The 18861-nt window shown below is 29.7% G+C and carries 18 protein-coding genes and 1 other annotated feature; of the genes, 12 read left to right on the plus strand and 6 right to left on the minus strand.

The window, feature by feature from the left end:
- Positions 1-186 precede the first annotated feature (186 nt).
- Entirely contained in the window at positions 187-1269 is a 1083-nt protein-coding gene (gene hisC / locus ACX6CF_RS06190; RefSeq protein WP_458784440.1) for a histidinol-phosphate transaminase, read from the minus strand.
- Between the two features lie 765 nt (positions 1270-2034).
- On the opposite strand from hisC, the gene fusA reads away from it, so the two are divergent.
- The 7 genes from fusA (at position 2035) to leuS (ending at position 10589) form a co-directional block, all read left to right on the plus strand.
- Positions 2035-4110 carry an elongation factor G gene (gene fusA, locus ACX6CF_RS06195; RefSeq protein WP_458784441.1) on the plus strand — a complete coding sequence of 692 codons (2076 nt, stop codon included), beginning with the start codon at positions 2035-2037 and terminating at the stop codon, positions 4108-4110.
- Between the two features lie 87 nt (positions 4111-4197).
- Positions 4198-4665: a hypothetical protein gene (locus tag ACX6CF_RS06200; protein ID WP_458784442.1), complete on the plus strand. Its 468-nt coding sequence runs from the start codon at positions 4198-4200 to the stop codon at positions 4663-4665.
- A gap of 153 nt (positions 4666-4818) precedes the next feature.
- The gene (locus ACX6CF_RS06205) at positions 4819-5271 is read left to right on the plus strand and encodes a hypothetical protein (RefSeq protein WP_458784443.1); all 453 of its coding nucleotides are present in this window, start codon (positions 4819-4821) and stop codon (positions 5269-5271) included.
- A 141-nt stretch (positions 5272-5412) separates the two neighbouring features.
- On the plus strand, positions 5413-5913 hold the full coding sequence (locus tag ACX6CF_RS06210) for a hypothetical protein (RefSeq protein WP_458784444.1): 501 nt from the start codon (positions 5413-5415) through the stop codon (positions 5911-5913).
- Between the two features lie 61 nt (positions 5914-5974).
- Positions 5975-6760: a GNAT family N-acetyltransferase gene (locus ACX6CF_RS06215; RefSeq protein WP_458784445.1), complete on the plus strand. Its 786-nt coding sequence runs from the start codon at positions 5975-5977 to the stop codon at positions 6758-6760.
- Between the two features lie 60 nt (positions 6761-6820).
- Positions 6821-7789: a hypothetical protein gene (locus ACX6CF_RS06220; RefSeq protein ID WP_458784446.1), complete on the plus strand. Its 969-nt coding sequence runs from the start codon at positions 6821-6823 to the stop codon at positions 7787-7789.
- A 101-nt stretch (positions 7790-7890) separates the two neighbouring features.
- Positions 7891-8115 (plus strand) — a binding site (T-box leader).
- A gap of 62 nt (positions 8116-8177) precedes the next feature.
- Positions 8178-10589 carry a leucine--tRNA ligase gene (gene leuS, locus ACX6CF_RS06225; RefSeq protein WP_458784447.1) on the plus strand — a complete coding sequence of 804 codons (2412 nt, stop codon included), beginning with the start codon at positions 8178-8180 and terminating at the stop codon, positions 10587-10589.
- Positions 10590-10666: 77 nt separating this feature from the next.
- On the opposite strand, the gene ACX6CF_RS06230 is transcribed toward leuS, so the two are convergent.
- Together ACX6CF_RS06230 and ACX6CF_RS06235 are read right to left on the minus strand one after the other, a co-directional pair.
- Positions 10667-10942, minus strand: a complete 276-nt coding sequence (locus ACX6CF_RS06230) for a hypothetical protein (RefSeq protein WP_458784448.1) — start codon at positions 10940-10942, stop codon at positions 10667-10669.
- Between the two features lie 58 nt (positions 10943-11000).
- The gene (locus tag ACX6CF_RS06235) at positions 11001-11534 is read right to left on the minus strand and encodes a hypothetical protein (protein ID WP_458784449.1); all 534 of its coding nucleotides are present in this window, start codon (positions 11532-11534) and stop codon (positions 11001-11003) included.
- A gap of 189 nt (positions 11535-11723) precedes the next feature.
- Here ACX6CF_RS06235 and ACX6CF_RS06240 point away from each other — a divergent pair, with 189 nt between their 5' ends.
- The gene (locus tag ACX6CF_RS06240) at positions 11724-12230 is read left to right on the plus strand and encodes a hypothetical protein (RefSeq protein WP_458784450.1); all 507 of its coding nucleotides are present in this window, start codon (positions 11724-11726) and stop codon (positions 12228-12230) included.
- A gap of 92 nt (positions 12231-12322) precedes the next feature.
- Here the strand turns inward: ACX6CF_RS06240 and ACX6CF_RS06245 are convergent, their stop codons facing one another.
- A complete protein-coding gene (locus ACX6CF_RS06245; protein WP_458784451.1) occupies positions 12323-12514 on the minus strand; it encodes a hypothetical protein in 192 nt (63 codons plus the stop codon).
- Positions 12515-12995: 481 nt separating this feature from the next.
- On the opposite strand from ACX6CF_RS06245, the gene ACX6CF_RS06250 reads away from it, so the two are divergent.
- The gene (locus tag ACX6CF_RS06250) at positions 12996-13928 is read left to right on the plus strand and encodes a S8 family peptidase (RefSeq protein WP_458784615.1); all 933 of its coding nucleotides are present in this window, start codon (positions 12996-12998) and stop codon (positions 13926-13928) included.
- Between the two features lie 191 nt (positions 13929-14119).
- Here the strand turns inward: ACX6CF_RS06250 and ACX6CF_RS06255 are convergent, their stop codons facing one another.
- A complete protein-coding gene (locus tag ACX6CF_RS06255) occupies positions 14120-14278 on the minus strand; it encodes a hypothetical protein (protein ID WP_458784452.1) in 159 nt (52 codons plus the stop codon).
- Positions 14279-14397: 119 nt separating this feature from the next.
- Entirely contained in the window at positions 14398-14595 is a 198-nt protein-coding gene (locus tag ACX6CF_RS06260) for a hypothetical protein (protein WP_458784453.1), read from the minus strand.
- A 303-nt stretch (positions 14596-14898) separates the two neighbouring features.
- Here ACX6CF_RS06260 and ACX6CF_RS06265 point away from each other — a divergent pair, with 303 nt between their 5' ends.
- The 3 genes from ACX6CF_RS06265 (at position 14899) to ACX6CF_RS06275 (ending at position 18859) form a co-directional block, all read left to right on the plus strand.
- Complete coding sequence (locus ACX6CF_RS06265) at positions 14899-16818, plus strand: aconitate hydratase (protein WP_458784454.1); 1920 nt, start codon at positions 14899-14901, stop codon at positions 16816-16818.
- Between the two features lie 39 nt (positions 16819-16857).
- Positions 16858-18000 carry an isocitrate/isopropylmalate family dehydrogenase gene (locus tag ACX6CF_RS06270; protein WP_458784455.1) on the plus strand — a complete coding sequence of 381 codons (1143 nt, stop codon included), beginning with the start codon at positions 16858-16860 and terminating at the stop codon, positions 17998-18000.
- A gap of 172 nt (positions 18001-18172) precedes the next feature.
- The gene (locus ACX6CF_RS06275; RefSeq protein ID WP_458784456.1) at positions 18173-18859 is read left to right on the plus strand and encodes a GntR family transcriptional regulator; all 687 of its coding nucleotides are present in this window, start codon (positions 18173-18175) and stop codon (positions 18857-18859) included.
- The last annotated feature ends 2 nt before the right edge of the window (positions 18860-18861 follow it).

Raw genomic sequence — 18861 nt, forward strand, 5'->3', positions numbered from 1 at the left:
CATTTAGGTAACCAAGCCCCAAAAGGCATAGCAAAGACCCCTTTTAATATGATTTTAAGGGTCTTCATAACTAAACAGAGTCTATCCGTACAATATAGTTAATATCTAATTAGATGTACTAAAGAAAAAGTCCCTCAATATCTATAGTATACCATAATCAGCTATAAACTAAAATAAATATCAGGTTTAAATCAACTGTTCAATGGCTTGGAAAAATATATCCATTTCTTCTTTTGTACCCAATGTTACACGTTGATATGTATCCATACCAAAGAAGAAACCAGGTCTTACTATAACGCCTTTTTTCTGTAGATCTATAAATAATTCCATGCTAGGTTTTTTAAAATCTATCATCAAGAAGTTACCATGACCTTTAATATACTCGATTCCTAATTCATCAAGTCTTTTATAAGTATATTCTTTAACTGCCTTATTTGATTCAAAAGTATTCTTAACGAATTCATCATCAGCTAGAGCAGCTAGTGCGCCTTCTTGAGCTCCAGTAGTTACGTTGAATGGTCCACGTACTCTATTGATATAATCTATTATTTGTGGATGAGCAATACCATAGCCAACACGTAAAGATGCAAGACCATACATTTTAGAGAAAGTTCGTAGTATAATTAAGTTATCGTATTCTTTTAATAGTGGTAATGACTCTGGATAATTATCATCGTACACATATTCATAATATGCTTCATCAAGTACTATCAGGATATTACTTGGTATTTTTTTAATAAATTCTAATTGTTCTTTTTCTGTAATAATTGTACCTGTTGGGTTATTAGGGTTAGCTATGAAAATAACCTTAGTACGATCTGTTACCTTATCAACAATTCCATTTAGGTCATAAGTATGATTAACTAGGGGTACTTGTATTATGTTACCTCCCATAGTTTTAACAGATGCACTGTATTGCGCAAAGCTAGGTGAACATGTTATAGCTTCATCTGAGGGACTAATAAAAGTACGACCTATTATTGATAATAGTTCATCCGACCCAGCACCAAAAACAAGTTGATTAGTTTCTATATCCATTTTTTTTGCTATAGCATTTCTTAATTTTGTACAGTTTCCATCTGGATATAATGATGGTGTTTTTAATGTTTCAATGATTGCTTTTTTTGCTTTTTCAGAACAACCGTATGGATTTTCATTAGAAGCGATTTTAGTAACTTGTTCAAGATTGAATTCTTTTTTAACATCTTCTATTGGTTTTCCTGGCACATAAGCTCTTAGAGATTCAACTTCTTTTCTACAATTAACCATTTTTAATATTCTCCTTCACAATTATATTCAAATTAATATGTGTAGCCTTATACTACGTTACTAATTTTATACGTATATTCTATCATATATATTATATTTATGTTGTTAAACTATATATTTTATTGAGTATATCATTAAATAAACTTAATTATTAAAGTTAATTCTTCAACATATTAATAAGATTAATCCACAAAAAATTAATAACATTAATGATCATAAAAAGAGTAAATGTATTTTATTTACATCTTTACATATAATATACAGGACAGGTTGACTTAAAACATATAATTATATGGTTTTATATATTTTACGCTTATTAGCTTTTTATGTCAACACTTTAAAGCCGCAAAGTGAAATAATTATTTATTGGGAAATATTCAGTGATGTTTAAATATTAGAATATATAATATAAAAATAATAATAAAATTAATTAAATATTATATTTAATACAAATGTTAATTAAAATATAACACGTAATTAGTAAAATAGTTTATTTTATTTGAGTTTGAGTTAATGAAATATGCACATAAGCATTTTAAGGTTGAACTGTAAAAAATGTTGTGCAAAATTAATAAAATTAATAAATATTTTTTGAAATTATTGAAGGAATTCAATGATTATAGTAGAATATTAACTATAACACATATTTAGTGTTATAGTTTAATAATTTAATAACAACTTTATTTTTTTAATAAAAAATTGAAAAAATATTTTGTTGTATTTACTAATTTTGTAAAAAATATTCCAATGATTGGGGGAAAATCCATGAAAATCTACTCATCTGAACAAATTCGTAACGTTGCACTCTTAGGTCATGGTGGAAGCGGTAAAACAACTTTAACAGAAGCTATGGCAAACGTTGCAGGAATATCTAAGAGACAAGGAAAGATTGAAGAAGGGAATACAATAAGTGATTTCGACAAAGAAGAAATTAGAAGAGGTTTTTCAATAAACACATCCTGTATTCCTATTGAATGGCAAGATTGTAAAGTTAATTTATTAGACACACCAGGATATTTCGATTTTATGGGAGAAGCAAAAGAAGCGACTAGAGTTGCTGATAGTGCAATTATTGTTGTATCTGGAAAGTCTGGTGTTGAAGTAGGAACTGAAAAAGCTTGGGAATATGCACTAGAGATGGAAATACCTAAAATGGTATTTGTTACTGATATGGATGATGACCAAGCAAATCTGAAAAATGTCCTTGACCAATTAAGAGATATTTTTGGGAAAAGTATCGCTCCATTCCAAGTTCCTATTAAAGAAGGAGAACATTTTATTGGTTTTGTTAATGTAGTTAAGATGCAAGGAAGAAAATTTGTTAAAGACCATGTAGAACAGTGTGATATACCAGAGGGTATGACTAGTGAATTAGAGCCAGTTAGAGAAATGATTCTTGAAGCAGTTGCTGAGAGTGATGAAGAGCTTATGGAGAAATATTTCGAGGGTGAAGAATTTACACTTGAAGAAATTCAAACAGCACTTCATAATGGGGTTATCGAAGGAACTATTGTTCCTGTACTATGTGGTTCCGGTATTTTGAATACAGGAGTACAAGTATTGCTTAATTCTATAATTAAATATATGCCAGCTCCAAAAGAAGAGAATACAGTAGTTAAGGGAATAAATCCTGATACGGAAGAAGAAATAGAAGTTATTTGTGACAAAGATGAGCCAATGAGTGCCTTGATATTCAAGACAATTGTAGATCCATATATTGGACGCTTATCGTTATTTAGAGTTTATTCAGGAGTATTAAAAGCAGATTCTATTTATTTGAATGTTAACAAAGATGATATTGAAAGAATTTCACATATTTATGTATTGAGAGGTAAAGAACAGATTGAAGTAAAAGAAATTAGAGCAGGTGATATTGGGGCTGTTGCTAAGATGTCAAATACTAGTACTGGAGATACATTATGTGATAAAAAAACTCCTGTCAAATTAAAAGGAATAAATTTCCCTGAATCTCTTGCATGTAGAGCAGTATTTCCAAAAACAAAAGGTGATGAAGAAAAAATATCATCGGGTCTTCATAAATTAATGGAAGAAGATCCAACGATTAAAATTATACTAGATTCGGAAAACCATCAAGAACTATTGTATGGTATTGGTGGTCAACATTTGGATGTAATAATTAGCAAATTGGAAGCTAAGTTTAAAGTGAGTGTGGATCTTAAAAAACCTAAAGTTCCTTATAGAGAAACAATTAAGAAAAAGGTTAAAGTTCAAGGTAAACACAAAAAACAATCTGGTGGTCATGGACAATATGGTGATGTTCATATTGAATTTGAACCATCAGGAGATAGAGAAACACCTTATATATTTGTAGAAAAGATATTCGGAGGATCAGTTCCTAGGAATTATTTCCCAGCAGTTGACAAAGGGTTACAAGAATCAGTGAATCATGGAGTTATTGCAGGGTATCCAGTTGTAGGTGTTAAAGCTACATTAGTAGATGGTTCTTATCATCCTGTAGATTCATCAGAAATGGCATTCAAGATTGCTACCACACAAGCATTCAAAAAAGGAATGGTAGAAGCTTCACCAATTTTATTAGAGCCAATTTTAAGTGTTAAAGTAATAGTACCAGATGCTTATATGGGAGATATTATTGGAGATCTCAACAAAAGAAGAGGTCGTGTGTTAGGTATGAATCCTGCAAAAGGTAAGCAAGAAATTATTGCTGAGGTTCCACAATCTGAAATGTATGGATATTCAACAGATCTTCGTTCAATGACACAGAGTAGAGGATTATTTACTCAGAAATTCGAGCGTTATGATGAAGCTCCTATGGATATTCAAGAGAAAGTAATTGAAGCTAAGAAAAACGAGGAATAAAAGGTTAAATGGCTGTCCATTATTGGATGGCCTTTTTATTTCTTATGGTTACTGAAAATATAATTTGTATGTTAAGGGGGATAAATTATGTTATTTATTTTTATGGGAGAAAGCTGTACAGGAAAATCTACTGTTGCTGAAAAAATAAGAGATATGGTTAATGCTGAAGTATATAGTGGAAAAGATTATCTGAAATTAGCTAAAAATGAAAATGATGCTTGGAATAATTTTTATAATAAAATGGTTGATGCTAGTGTAGATGTGAATACTTGTGTTAACAACATCATATATGTGATAACTGAAAAAGATGTAATAGCAAAACTTGATAATATTGATTGTGTTAAAGTTAAATTTATTGCAGACATTGATATAATTAAGACTAGATTTTCAAAGAGGATGAAAGGTAATTTGCCAAAACCTATCATAAGTATGATAGAAAGGAAATCACTAGAATGGAAAGAGGTAGAAGGGGATATAGTGCTTGATACTTCTAAAAATAATATTGAAGAAAATATCAATAAAATATTAGAAGTAACTTATAAAAAGAATGATTGAGTAGAAATTAACTTATGAAGAAATATTTCATGGGAGGAACTATAGTTTTATCTGTAGTAATAATATTTTTTGAATCATTAGCAATAGCAATAAAACTAATTAAGATATTGAGTTGAAAGTAAAATTATATAATCGGAAATGGTAAGGTGAGTTATGAAAAAGATAGTTGAAATTATAATAGTACTTAATTTGATTTTTATAATATTAGTTATAATTGGAAATATAATGATGAATAATAAGAATGTTAAAAAGATTGGAATTATATCTGTTTGGTCAGATTTTGAGAATAAACAATATGCTAAAAAAGAAGAGGTAATAGTGGATGATGAAAAAACTATTAAAAAAATACTTGATTTGATAAGGTCGGGAAATATTACTAAAAATATTTGTCTAGATAGGTTACCTGCTGAATACGAGTTGAAACTATATTATAATAATCATGTTATTGATGGTTATTATTGGTATAATGAACCGAATTATAATTTGCATTTAGATAATACTGATGGAGAAATATCAATTAATGGAGAAGAGATGGATAAACTAATACTTAGTATTACAGGAGAAAGAAGCAAAGAAAAGCTAGTAAGTCCCTATGAAAATAAATAATCAATAATAAAATAGAAGTAAATATTATAATTTTATATTAATTATGATATTGATATTGTTGATTTATTAGATATAATAGTTATAAGAAACTAAAATATTATTTTATAGTGTAATATTTATAAGTGAAGGGAGTATTAACAAATGAGGAAGTTAGGTAAATTATTAATTAGGGTTTTATCATTGTATTATTTTATTAAGGCTATTATCCTATTTAAGGAAATCATTATCTTATGTGTACCTGGGATAAAAAGAACTAATAGTGCTCTGCAGAATCTTGGAGTAAACAGTTCATTATATTTTATAATTAATTTTATTGTAATCTTAGGGATAGCTGTTTTGTTATGGATTTATACAGACAAGATTGTTTCAGCTATAATAGGAAATGATAGTAATGACAGTTTAAATATCAATGTAGAGTATAGGGAGTTATTAAGTATTGTATTATTGGTTTTAGGAATTATAATTGTAATAAAAACATTACCAGTTTTACTTACTCAAATACCATATTATTTTTTGGGTAATTCTCAAGGGTACACTTTTAATTTAAGATTGATAAGGTTCTTTGAAATATTTGGACCAGTGTTAAAATTAGCAATAGGTATTTATTTGATTGTTAAAAATAGAATGAATAAAAATGTGTGAAACAATAATGAAAAATTGTTAGATTAGCTGAATTAATACATTTAATAAGGGGAGATAAAACATGAAATCATTAATCAATAAAGGAAAAACATACAAATACAATTGCTTTGAATATGTTGATGAAGAAGATTTGGAGAATTCGTTAATATATAAAGAAAATGAGGAGTATTTAATAGTATATAAAGTTTTAATAGATAAAATTCAATTGTACTGGGCATGTAATTCTAGGGATAATTTTATTAAGGAATTCAACAATTTCTTAACTGAAATGAAAGGAAATAAAATATATGTAGAGTTTATACCAGAAGATTTTGTAGATGAGATGAATAAAATAGGATTTAATATAGAAAGTGAATTTATTGATCTATGGTATAAGGATTTAACTAAGTACATATGTAAGAGCAACAATAGTGTAGAGATAAGAGAATTAAAAGAATCCGAAACACAAATAGCTAGTTTACTTACTAAATCATGCAAAGGATTATCTAGAGGTTTTAAAGGAGAAGATGAAGAAGCAATAAAAGAATGGTACCAAACAGAACACTCCAAAATATTTATTACAGAAAAAGATAATGAAATCATTGGAGTCATATTAGTGAATATGTATGGATTTGATAGTGAAAAAGGGACTGTGGTATGGATTAGATTATTGGCGGTAGACCCTAAGTATCAACATCAAGGTATAGGCAAATCACTGTTGAATTATTGTATAAAGTGGGGTATAGAGAATGGTGCTGTAAGGAGTTTTATAGCAACTGATGTAGAGAATTATAATGCTCTAAAATTATATGAAGGTCTAGGATATGAAAGAAACGAAGGAAGAGGACAAATAAATATGGAAAATTAGTATTGTTATAAAAACTCTATTACCAGTGTTATTGATTTTATAATAAAAGAGGAGAGTGTAATGAAGTATAGTAGAGTATTAAATGTATCTATAGTATTAATAATATTATCAGTTATTATTATAGGATGTAGTAATAAAAATCAAGTAAACGAAGATCAAATTGTAATCAATAATAATGAGAATCAGAAAACACAGGAGAAATTGATTAACAATCTTAAGGATCAAATAGTGAAGCTGGAAGAAGAAAATAATAAACTTAATGAACAAATTGATGCCTTAGATGTAAATAATGATAACCAAGATAAAGCTGAAAATGGAGATGAAGACCTCATATACAGGGAAGATAGATATCAAAATATTGTAGGTGTAAAATCTTATGAAAGTGATTGTTCATTAATGATGTTTCCATATTCTGATTCAGAAATTATTGGGACAAGTCCAAAAGAGGTTAGGGTCATATCAACCGGAACAAATAATCTAGACGAAAAATGGGCTCTTGTTGAAGATTTAGGTTCTATCGCATGGAATAGATACGGTTATATTAAGATAGAAGGTTTGTCTGACCAAGTAGAAGGTAAATTTGACTATGATTCTATTGATGTAAAGATGAAAATTGGAGATATAAAAATAGGTGAAATGAAAGAAAAAGTCATTTCACTATATGGAACTGATTATGCCGTCATAAAAGATGGTAACGGCTTTTTAATCACCTATAATGATGAAGAAGGAATTGGTTTGGATATCACTTTGGACAGCAGATTATCAAGAGTTATGGGTGTAAGGACGAATAAAGAAGGATATCTGACTCAAGAGGGTTTTGGTGTAGGAGATAATGCGCTAAAGGTTTGTAATCATTATAAAACTATTTATAAATATGATTTTTCAGAAGCTTTATATTTTGACCTTGGTGATATGTACATAATGATGATTCAATTTGATACTGAAGAACTTAATGAGGCTAGTAAGATTACAAGAATTGATATTTTACCAGATTGGAATGGAATATTCAATACAGATAATCAAGAATAATATTCATATTAAATAACTTATAGTTTAAATTGATTTTGTTTGCATATTATGCCTTGATTTTACTCATTCAATATGTTATGATACGTTTAATTATATAATTATAATATACAATGAAAAGGATTAGTAGATATTTTATTGGTTATAGAGAGCTGTTGGATGGTGTAAAACAGTATCAATATGTATTGAACTCGCCTTGGAGTATCCTATCTGAAAATAAGTAAGTTAGGACGGTTACTTATCGTTACAAAGACAAAGAGTATTTCACATGAATGTAAATTCTTATGAGATAAAGTAGAGTGGTACCGCGAGAATATATCGTCTCTATGCATAAATTGCATAGAGATTTTTTAATGTTCTTGATAAGAAAGGTAATAAAGGAGGAAAAAAAATGAGCGCTGTTTATAATCATAAACAAATAGAAACAAAATGGCGTAATGTTTGGCAAGAAAATCCAATCAACAAAGATGAAGAAGGTAAAGAAAAATATTACTGTTTAGATATGTTCCCGTATCCATCAGGTAGTGGATTACATGTGGGACATTGGAGAGGATATGTACTTAGTGATGTTTGGAGCAGATATAAAGTACTTCAAAACTACTATGTACTTCATCCAATGGGTTGGGATGCATTTGGGCTTCCAGCTGAGAACTATGCAATTAAGATGGGAATTCACCCTTCTAAAGCTACATCAACAAATGTAGAAAATTTCAAAAGACAATTAAAAGAAATTAGTGCTATATATGATTGGACAAAGGAAGTAAATACAACAGACCCAAAATACTACAAATGGACTCAATGGATATTTGTAAAAATGTTCAAAGAAGGTTTGGCTTATGAGAAACAAATGCCAATAAACTGGTGTCCGGATTGTAAAACAGGTCTTGCTAATGAAGAAGTAATAAATGGTAAATGTGAAAGATGTGGTACTGAAGTTACTAAGAAAAATTTACGTCAATGGATGCTTAAGATTACTGCATATGCTGAGAGATTACTTGATGATCTACAAAAACTTGATTGGCCAGCAAAAGTTATCAAAATGCAAAGTGATTGGATTGGTAAATCCTATGGAGCTGAAATTGATTTTAAGATTAATGGTATAGATGAAAGCATAAAGGTATTTACAACTAGACCAGATACTCTATATGGTTCAACCTTTATGGTTCTTGCTCCAGAACATGATATGGTTAGTAAATTAGCTACTGATGAACAAAAAGAAGAGGTAGAAAAATACGTATTTGATACATCTATGAAATCATCAGTGGATAGATTACAAGATAAAGAGAAAACTGGTGTGTTTACAGGTAGTTATGCAATCAATCCATTAAATGGAGCTAAAGTTCCTATTTGGATTTCAGATTATGTATTAGCTGATTATGGTACAGGAGCCATTATGTGTGTTCCAGCACATGATGATAGAGATTTTGCATTTGCAAAGAATTTTGACTTACCAATAATTCAAGTAATTGCTGAAGATGGAAAAGAAATAGTGGATTTACAAGAAGCATATACTGGTGAAGGCGAAATGATTAATTCAGATGTGTTCAATGGAATGAAATCATCCCAGTCAAAAGAAGCTATTGCTAATTATCTAGAAGAACATGAAATAGGTAAGAAAACAGTTAATTATAAATTAAGAGACTGGGTATTTTCAAGACAAAGATATTGGGGAGAACCAATTCCAATTGTACATTGTGAAAAATGTGGAGCTGTTCCAGTTCCAGAGGATCAATTACCAGTAACCCTTCCAGATGTTAAGTCATATGAGCCAACAGGAACAGGAGAATCACCACTTGCTGATATTGATGAATGGGTTAATACTACTTGTCCAGTATGTGGAGGAAAAGCTAAAAGAGAAACAAATACAATGCCACAATGGGCTGGTTCATCATGGTATTTCTTAAGATATATTGATGTTAATAATGAAAATGAATTAGTATCAAAAGAAAAAGCAAAAGAATGGTTACCAGTAGATATGTACGTTGGTGGAATTGAACATGCTGTACTTCACTTATTGTATGCAAGATTCTACACTAAATTTTTATATGACATGGGTGTAGTAGATTTTGAGGAACCCTTCAAACGTCTATTCAACCAAGGTATGATATGTAAAAATGGTGCTAAGATGAGTAAATCTAAAGGAAACGTAGTTTCACCTGATGATTTGGTAGATAAATATGGTTGTGATTCATTAAGATTATATGAACTATTTGTTGGACCACCAGAATTAGATTCTGAGTGGGATGATCGAGGTATTGATGGCGTTTATCGTTATATAAATAAAGTTTGGAACTTAGTTAGTGAAAATAAAGATAGAGATGTAAAAGTTACTAATGAGCTAGAGAAGGTTAGGAATCAATTAATATATGAAGTGACTAACCGTCTTGATAGTTTCCACCTTAATACGGTAGTTAGTGCATTTATGGAATATACTAATAAATTGATTAGTATATCTAAGAACAATAGTGGTGTAGACAAAGAGACATTAGAAAATCTAATAATCTTACTTTCTCCTTTTGTTCCTCATATTTCTGAAGAATTGTGGCAAATGCTTGGTCATGATGAAAGCGTATTTACTAAGGGATGGCCAACATATGATGAGAATAAAATGAAGGATGACAAAGTTGAAATGCCAGTTCAAGTTAACGGAAAAGTAAGAGCTACAATTACTATTGATGTTGACGAAGCAAAAGATAGTGTGCTTGAAAAAGCTAGAAATGCTATAGAAAATAAACTTGATGGTAAGAATATCGTTAAAGAAATATATGTACCTAATAAAATTATTAATATAGTAGTGAAATAATTATAAAATCCATATATCCTTTAATTCATAATTAACATATTAATTATAGGAGGATATATGGATTTTTTGTTGATTGATTACATCATTTCCATCATAGTTACGACCATATCAAGTTTATTTCTATCAGTAGGAGATAAATTGTTTTTCATAGAATCAATAATCAGAGATGATTCTTGCTTTGTGAACTGTAAGCCGTTTTGTTTCATTTTTACTCCATAACTAAACAGTACCCTAACTTTTTGCTCCATAGGTTTTCCTGTCATATCATTAAGCATGTCAACCATGATCTTAAGTTTTTGTGGACTTATATCTTTAAAAGTTTCGTCATTCAATATGTGAGAACTATCGCTCATCAAATACACCCTTTCCATCAGAATTATTTATAATATAATAAAAGATATGTTAATTAACTTATGTATTTTGGCTTTGCTGCATCAATTGCTTTAATTTTTTAATCAATTCATCCTGATTTAGATTATCACTTGGAATGGAGTCATTAACACTATTATCAACAGGTTGGTACGTAGATTTACTATTCATAGTAGTAATCATTGATTGTATGTTCTTTATATTCAACATAATGTCTATAATTTGTTTGTTTTTATCTGAGCATCCTGAACGCAAGGCATGTAGCATATCTCTTTTGGTTATATTTGTTCTATTCAATTCAGGAATTTCATTTATTGTAGGGTTATTATATAATTTTACAGTCTTAATAAATTCCATAAATTTAACAAGTACTGCCATATTTCTTTGATTATCAAGGTTCATATATGGTATTGCTGCTTTTACAACATTCATTTCATTACTATTTATAATGGTATCAATCTCAAAATTAGAATCTCTAGAGTTATTAGAATCATTAGAATTAGAATTTTGTTTGAGCAGTTGTAACATTGTAGTAAGTGTATTGAAATTATTGTTGTTAGAATCGTTGGAATCCAAATCTCTTTGCCCCCTAAATCTATTATCTATAATATTGTATGTGAGTAATAGTTATTAATTTACAATTACTTTAAAAATAATACTTTTATCAATTTAATTAACTTATATATATTGAACTTATATAATATGTTACCAATAATTATGATATTACATATAGTAAATTAAGGAAGTATAGGAGATATTAGTTAAATGAGCAACAATGAAAATAATAATTCAATAAGTGATTATAATAAAATCGATATGACAGATTGCCTTGATAATATTAAACAAGCCATAATAGAAATTACTAGAGAACAATTAATTAATACCCTTTCTCTTACAATAAATGAATATAAAGAGAAATCAAAAGAAAATAATAAAGATAACTTACAACTACTTGAAGCCATAAAACCATTTATGGATAATGAGGTAGTTGAAAACATAGATAGATTATCAGGGGTATTTAATGATATTGATGCTCTAAGAATGTTACTCAGCAGTTTTATGAGTGATAACAAAAAGCATAAAGAAGATACTATAACAGATACTAAGGATAAAAAGATATTAGATCAACAAGGGGATTTGATTTTTGAAGATAATACAGTATATGAGATAGATAAAGAATGTAAGCCTACAATAAAATCTCAGAGTATATCAAAAGGTATTAACAATAACAATAGTATGGTTGCTATATTTTTGTATATGTTAAGTAAATAGCCATTCCAATTTTACAAAAAAACAAATGGTAAGAGGATTACTCATACCACTTGTTTTTTCTTATAGGAAAGTTCTACTAATTAAGATAAGTACTATAATCCACCACCATCGTTGCATAACATAAGCATAAGTATCATTAATAACATACTATTGTCTCCTAGGCCTCCCATACCGCCAGAGCCACATCCACAACTATTATTACCAGACATCATAAGGAATAACATAAGAAACATCATATTATTGTTACTTCCACCTAAATAACCGTTAGGAGCTACATCACTCATAAATTGCCTCCATATATACTTTCTTAATATTTTATGTTAAAAGGCTTGTTTTCTATGAATGATTTGAGGAAAGTTAATAAATAAATCATATAGTTACGCAATTTAGAATAAAATATATTAATCCAAAGTAGGTAGGTATAATATGAAAAATATAGGAATATTTCTTTTGCCTTTTTTATTTAAACAAGGATCAAAAAGAAAACAAGATAGTACTTATAAGGGTATTGAAATAGAAAAAAAAACTAGAAGAAATAATCTGAATGTTAATAATGATGATTTACAAGATAAAAAAGTTCAAGTTATTGTCAATTGTAGTATAAATGATAAAAATGAAAATGAATTAAAAAGGTTGGGAACTGTAAAATATAAACTTCCTATGATTGATTCATATGTATTAGAATTACCTGAAAAATATGTTGGGGAATTAGAGGGGATAAAAGGCGTTGAAACAGTAGAACATGATGCTCTAATAACAGCACAAATGGATTTAGCGAGACAAACAATCAATACCATATGGGCTGACGATAGAGGTGTATCAGGTAAAGGTATTGGCGTAGCTGTTGTTGATACAGGTGTCTATCCTCATAATGATTTAGTCAAAAACAAGAATAGGCTAGTTGGGTTTAAGGATTTTGTAGAAAATAAAGAATTTCCATACGATGATAATGGACATGGAACGCATGTGGCTGGAATCATCTGTGGAGATGGTTATGAATCTAATGGCAAATATAAGGGTGTAGCTGCAGATAGTAATATTATTGGAGTAAAAGTTTTAAATAAAAAAGGCTCAGGTAATATATCTGATGTTTTAGCTGGTATACAATGGATTTTAAATAATAAAAAAAGATTTAATATAAGGATAGTCAATTTATCAGTAGGAATGAAAGATATAGAAGGAGAAAAATCTGCTCTTGTAAGAGGTGTGAATGCAGCTTGGGACAGTGGATTGATTGTTGTTACTGCAGCCGGTAATAACGGACCAGATGAAGGAACGATTACGACTCCTGGTATAAGTCGTAAGGTTATAACTGTAGGTTCTTCAGATGATGCAGAAACTGTAAAAATAATGGAAGATTTGATATCTGATTATTCTGGAAGAGGTCCTACAAAAGAGTGTATAAAAAAACCTGATGTAGTAGCTCCAGGTTCTAATATAATTGCATGTAGTACTGATAAAGCCTATTCACCAAAAGATAAATATTATCCAGACAAAGAGGCAGGGTATACTAAAAAAAGTGGTACTTCAATGGCAACACCTATGGTAAGTGGGTGTATCGCTTTATTATTGTCTAAGTACCCAGAACTTACAGGGAAAGATATAAAACTTAAATTGAAAGAGTCCACTATTGATCTAGGGTTCTCGCAGGCTCATCAAGGATGGGGACTAATTGATGTGAAAAAATTATTAGAATAGGGCTCAAGAAAAGAGGCTATGCCTCGTCTATCGTAGGAAGTTTCAGTCGTTAGGAAAGTTTCCTTGACGCATATGAAAACGTTTCTATTTCATATGCTTAATTAGTAGAACGTTCCTATAAGATAAAAAAAGCCCTAAATGATTTTGTTCATTTAGGACAAGATATTTTTCTATGAAGAGGACAAATCGGGTTAGTAGTTACCACCCATTCCGCCACCCATAAGCATAAACATTAACATGTAAAGCATCATATTATTATCCATATATGAGCCTTTTCCTCCACAGGAACCTCCATCACTAGACATTGATAAAAGTAGTAATAGTAAAAGCATATTATTATTACATTGCATAGTAGCCCTCCTTTCAGAATTAAACTTTTCTTACAATTTCCTCAGTTTGTCGTAAGTATAATATATTTTATGAAGGAGTGTTTAAATGTGTGTTTGTATATATTTTTATTATAGGATCACTAATTCAGAAATATTTCCATTAGATTAGTTAATATATCGTTATCAAGTATTGAAGTATCATTATCCATGATAAATAATACCAATAGAAGTAAAAATATATCATCAATATCCTCTTTTTTACTAGACTTAATATTTGATTTTAGAAATTCATCTGGAATATCATTTAAAGAATAGTAAGTATTTATACTTTCTATCATATAAATTTTCCTTTCAATATTGGTAGTACTATAATAGCTAACCTTTTATTTTCCTATTACAATAGTTATGAAATAAATACACAGTATATTCATTTATCTAATACATTAGTTGGAAATAAATTCTAACAAACGTTTCTAGGAGTCTAATTGAAACTAATGTCTTAATAGAAGTTGCCTACAACCTATGAAACTATTGACATTCTAGGTATAATCGTATACAATAATACCATAATTGAATATATATAAAATTTTTTGCATATATAGTAAAAAATTTACTTAAAAAATAGATAAGGAGGATTTACAATGGGTTTTAATTTAACACAAAAGATTATTAAAGATCATTTACTTGAAGGTGAAATGATTCCAGGTAGTGAAATCGGTATTAAAATAGATCAAACTCTAACTCAAGATTCTACAGGTACAATGGCATATCTACAATTAGAAGCAATGGAAATTGATAAAGTGAAAACAAAGCGATCAGTTGCTTATATTGACCATAATATGCTACAGCAAGGATTTGAAAATGCTGATGACCATAAGTACATACAAACTGTAGCTTATAAACATGGAGTGTATTTTTCTAGACCAGGAAATGGTATATGTCATCAAGTGCACTTAGAAAGATTTGGAGTGCCAGGGGAAACTTTATTAGGCTCTGATAGTCATACACCAACTGGTGGAGGAATAGGTATGCTTGCTATTGGTGCAGGTGGTCTTGATGTAGCAGTAGCCATGGGAGGCGGAACATACTATATTACAATGCCAAAAGTGGTTAATGTTAAGTTAACTGGAAAACTTAGAACATTTGTAACAGCAAAAGATATTATTTTAGAAGTTCTAAGAATCATGAGCGTAAAAGGTGGAGTTGGTAAAGTAATTGAATATACAGGAGAAGGAGTTAGTTCTCTTAGCGTTCCTGAAAGAGCAACTATAACAAATATGGGTGCTGAACTTGGAGCTACCACTTCGGTATTCCAAAGTGATGACGTAACTCTTGAATTTTTAAAAGCTCAAGATAGAGAAGGACTCTGGAAAGAATTAAAAGCTGATGAAGATGCTGTTTATGAAGAGACTATAAATATTGATTTAAATGAACTTGAACCTCTTGTTGCTATGCCTCATAGTCCAGATAACGTAGAAAAAATATCTAACATAAAAGATTTAAAAGTGAATCAAGTATGTATAGGAAGTTGTACTAACAGTTCATATCTTGATATGATGAAAGTATCTAAGATATTAAAGGGTAAGACAGTTCATCCTGAAGTGAGTTTAGTTATAGCACCAGGTTCAAAACAAGTACTTAATATGTTAGCTGCAAATGGTGCATTAGCTGATATGATAGCAGCTGGAGCAAGAATATTAGAATCAGGATGTGGACCTTGTATAGGTATGGGGCAAGCGCCAGCAACAGATGCAGTTACACTTAGAACTTTTAATAGAAACTTTAAAGGACGTTGTGGAACAATTTCAGCAGGAGCTTATTTACTTAGTCCAGAGGCTGCTGCAGTTAGTGCATTATCAGGTGAATTAACAGATCCTACTAATTGTACTACTAATATAGAAGTTGCTATGCCAGATAAATTTTATATTAATGATAATATGGTTGTGCCTCCTGTAGAGGATGGTAGTGAAGTAAAAGTTGTAAAAGGACCAAATATTAAACCTTTCCCACTTAATGAAGAACTGAAAGATACTGTGGAAGGAAAAGCTTTAATAATTGTAGAAGATAATATTACAACAGATCATATTATGCCTTCTAATGCTAAGTTATTACCTTTTAGGTCTAATATACCTCACTTAGCTAATTATTGTTTAACACCATGTGATGAAGAGTTTCCTAAAAGAGCAATAGCAAATGGTGGTGGAATGATTGTTGGAGGAGATAATTATGGACAAGGATCTAGTAGAGAACATGCAGCCCTAGCGCCATTGTATCTAGGGATAAAAGCAGTTCTTGTAAAGAGTTTTGCTAGAATCCATAAAGCTAATCTAATCAATTCAGGTATTTTACCACTTACATTTATTAATATGAAAGATTACGATACAATAAGTCTTGATGATGATCTATCAATGGATAATGTAATTGAACAAGTAAAAACAGGAAAAGTAATTATTCATAATAAAACTAAAAAAGTTGATTATGAAATGAACATAGAATTATCAGACAAAGAATTAAAAATGGTTCTTGCAGGCGGTAAAATCAATTTTATAAAGAATTTGTAAAATAATCGTATATTAAACCAAGAAAGGAATGAAATAGATATGGATTATATTAGTAAATTTGAAGAACTTATTAAAGAACAAAAAGCCAGAGTTAAAATGATGAAAAAACAAGGTGATTTTGTTAAATATGATGAATTAGATGAGATAGTGATTGGTGTTGTAGGAGGAGACGGAATCGGACCAGCTATAACTGACCAAGCTCATAGAGTATTACAATATCTATTGAAAGATGAAGTTAAGAGTAATAAAGTAACTTTTAAGATTATAAGTGGATTAACAATAGAGAATAGAGCAAAAGCTAATAAAGCTATACCAGAAGATGTTTTAGAAGAACTAAAACAATGTCATGTAATATTAAAAGGACCAACAACCACTCCAAGGAAAGGTGACCAATGGCCTAATATTGAAAGTGCTAATGTTGCTATGAGAAAAGAACTTGATTTATTTGCTAATGTTCGTCCTGTTAAAGTTCCTGACCAAGGTATTGATTGGACTTTCTTTAGAGAAAACACAGAAGGTGCATATGTTCTTGGAAGTAAAGGAATTAATATTGATGATGACATTGCGCTAGATTTTAAAGTAATAACAACTGGTGGAGCAGAACGTATTGCAAGAGCTGCATTCGAATTTGCTAAGAAGAATGGGAAAAATAAAGTTACGATTGTAACAAAAGCAAATGTTGTTAAAACTACTGATGGTAAATTCTTGGAAATTTGTAAACAAATAGGAAAAGAATATGAAGGTATTGAAGTTGATGATTGGTATATCGATATTATGACTGCTAAATTAGTTGATGAAAAAAGAAGAACACAATTCCAAGTAATGATTCTTCCTAATCTATATGGAGATATCTTAACTGACGAAGCAGCTGAGTTCCAAGGTGGAGTTGGTACAGCAGGTAGTTCGAATATTGGTAAAAAATATGCGATGTTTGAAGCAATCCATGGTTCTGCACCTAGAATGGTAGACGAAGGTAGAGATATCTATGCTGATCCATCAAGTATTATCAGAGCGAGTGGTATGCTTTTAAGTCATATTGGCTATCCAGATAAAGCTGATAAACTATATAAAGCTCTTGAAATCTGTAATACAGAGAAAGAATTTGCTATTACTGGAAGAAATACTGGAGCAACTAATGAAGAATTTACAAATTATTTAATGAAAACAATTGAAAAATTATAAATTATGTGTATAATATATATGTTGCATACGAATTTTTATTTATACTTTACATAGGATAAATATTGTAATATTATTTAAAAGAGAATTAGTGTAATATATATAGCATACACAATTAATATATGGAAGACTTCATATTAATAAGTGTATCCTATAAATAAGAGGAGGCACACCAGTGAGCGAGTATAATCTTCACGAAGAAGTAACTGATAAATACTCTTTAAGAGGTAGAGTTTTTAACAAAATACGAGAAGATATATTAAAGGGTAGATATAAGAATAATGAACCTTTAAAAGAAACACAGATATCTAGAGAATTAGGGGTTAGTAGAACACCCGTAAGAGAAGCTATAAGACAACTAGAATTAGAAGGTCTAGTAACAATTATACCAAACAAAGGTGCAGTAGTTTCTGGAATTGATGCTAAGGATATACAAGATATCTATGAAATAAGGTCGTTGATTGAAGGATTATCTGCTAGATGGGCAACTACTAACATAAATGAAGAACAACTTGAATTACTAGAAGAGATTGTTTATTTATCTGAATTTCATTATAAAAAAGGACATTTAGATCAACTTTATGAATTAGATACCAAATTTCATGAGGCGTTATACCAAGCTTCACATAGTAAAATATTAAAACATGTTTTATCAGATTTCCATCATTATGTTCAAAGAATAAGAAGAGCTTCAATTTCATCTGAGGCAAGAGCTAAAAAATCAGTTGAAGAACATAAAGCGATTGTGGAAGCTATAAAATTGGGTGATGAGAATAAAGTAGAAGAATTAACTAATCTACATGTGAAAAATACATTGAAAAATGTAGTGGATCACAAATTAATGGATATAATAGGAAAATAACA

The organism is Vallitalea sediminicola (assembly GCF_054408565.1).

What these genes read in the sequence shown, in the direction of transcription:
- hisC (WP_458784440.1), bottom strand. Translation starts at nt 1,269, where the DNA reads ATGGTTAATTGTAGAAAAGAAGTTGAATCTCTAAGAGCTTATGTGCCA.
- fusA (WP_458784441.1), top strand. Translation starts at nt 2,035, where the DNA reads ATGAAAATCTACTCATCTGAACAAATTCGTAACGTTGCACTCTTAGGT.
- ACX6CF_RS06200 (WP_458784442.1), top strand. Translation starts at nt 4,198, where the DNA reads ATGTTATTTATTTTTATGGGAGAAAGCTGTACAGGAAAATCTACTGTT.
- ACX6CF_RS06205 (WP_458784443.1), top strand. Translation starts at nt 4,819, where the DNA reads ATGAAAAAGATAGTTGAAATTATAATAGTACTTAATTTGATTTTTATA.
- ACX6CF_RS06210 (WP_458784444.1), top strand. Translation starts at nt 5,413, where the DNA reads ATGAGGAAGTTAGGTAAATTATTAATTAGGGTTTTATCATTGTATTAT.
- ACX6CF_RS06215 (WP_458784445.1), top strand. Translation starts at nt 5,975, where the DNA reads ATGAAATCATTAATCAATAAAGGAAAAACATACAAATACAATTGCTTT.
- ACX6CF_RS06220 (WP_458784446.1), top strand. Translation starts at nt 6,821, where the DNA reads ATGAAGTATAGTAGAGTATTAAATGTATCTATAGTATTAATAATATTA.
- leuS (WP_458784447.1), top strand. Translation starts at nt 8,178, where the DNA reads ATGAGCGCTGTTTATAATCATAAACAAATAGAAACAAAATGGCGTAAT.
- ACX6CF_RS06230 (WP_458784448.1), bottom strand. Translation starts at nt 10,942, where the DNA reads ATGAGCGATAGTTCTCACATATTGAATGACGAAACTTTTAAAGATATA.
- ACX6CF_RS06240 (WP_458784450.1), top strand. Translation starts at nt 11,724, where the DNA reads ATGAGCAACAATGAAAATAATAATTCAATAAGTGATTATAATAAAATC.
- ACX6CF_RS06245 (WP_458784451.1), bottom strand. Translation starts at nt 12,514, where the DNA reads ATGAGTGATGTAGCTCCTAACGGTTATTTAGGTGGAAGTAACAATAAT.
- ACX6CF_RS06250 (WP_458784615.1), top strand. Translation starts at nt 12,996, where the DNA reads ATGGATTTAGCGAGACAAACAATCAATACCATATGGGCTGACGATAGA.
- ACX6CF_RS06255 (WP_458784452.1), bottom strand. Translation starts at nt 14,278, where the DNA reads ATGCAATGTAATAATAATATGCTTTTACTATTACTACTTTTATCAATG.
- ACX6CF_RS06260 (WP_458784453.1), bottom strand. Translation starts at nt 14,595, where the DNA reads ATGATAGAAAGTATAAATACTTACTATTCTTTAAATGATATTCCAGAT.
- ACX6CF_RS06265 (WP_458784454.1), top strand. Translation starts at nt 14,899, where the DNA reads ATGGGTTTTAATTTAACACAAAAGATTATTAAAGATCATTTACTTGAA.
- ACX6CF_RS06270 (WP_458784455.1), top strand. Translation starts at nt 16,858, where the DNA reads ATGGATTATATTAGTAAATTTGAAGAACTTATTAAAGAACAAAAAGCC.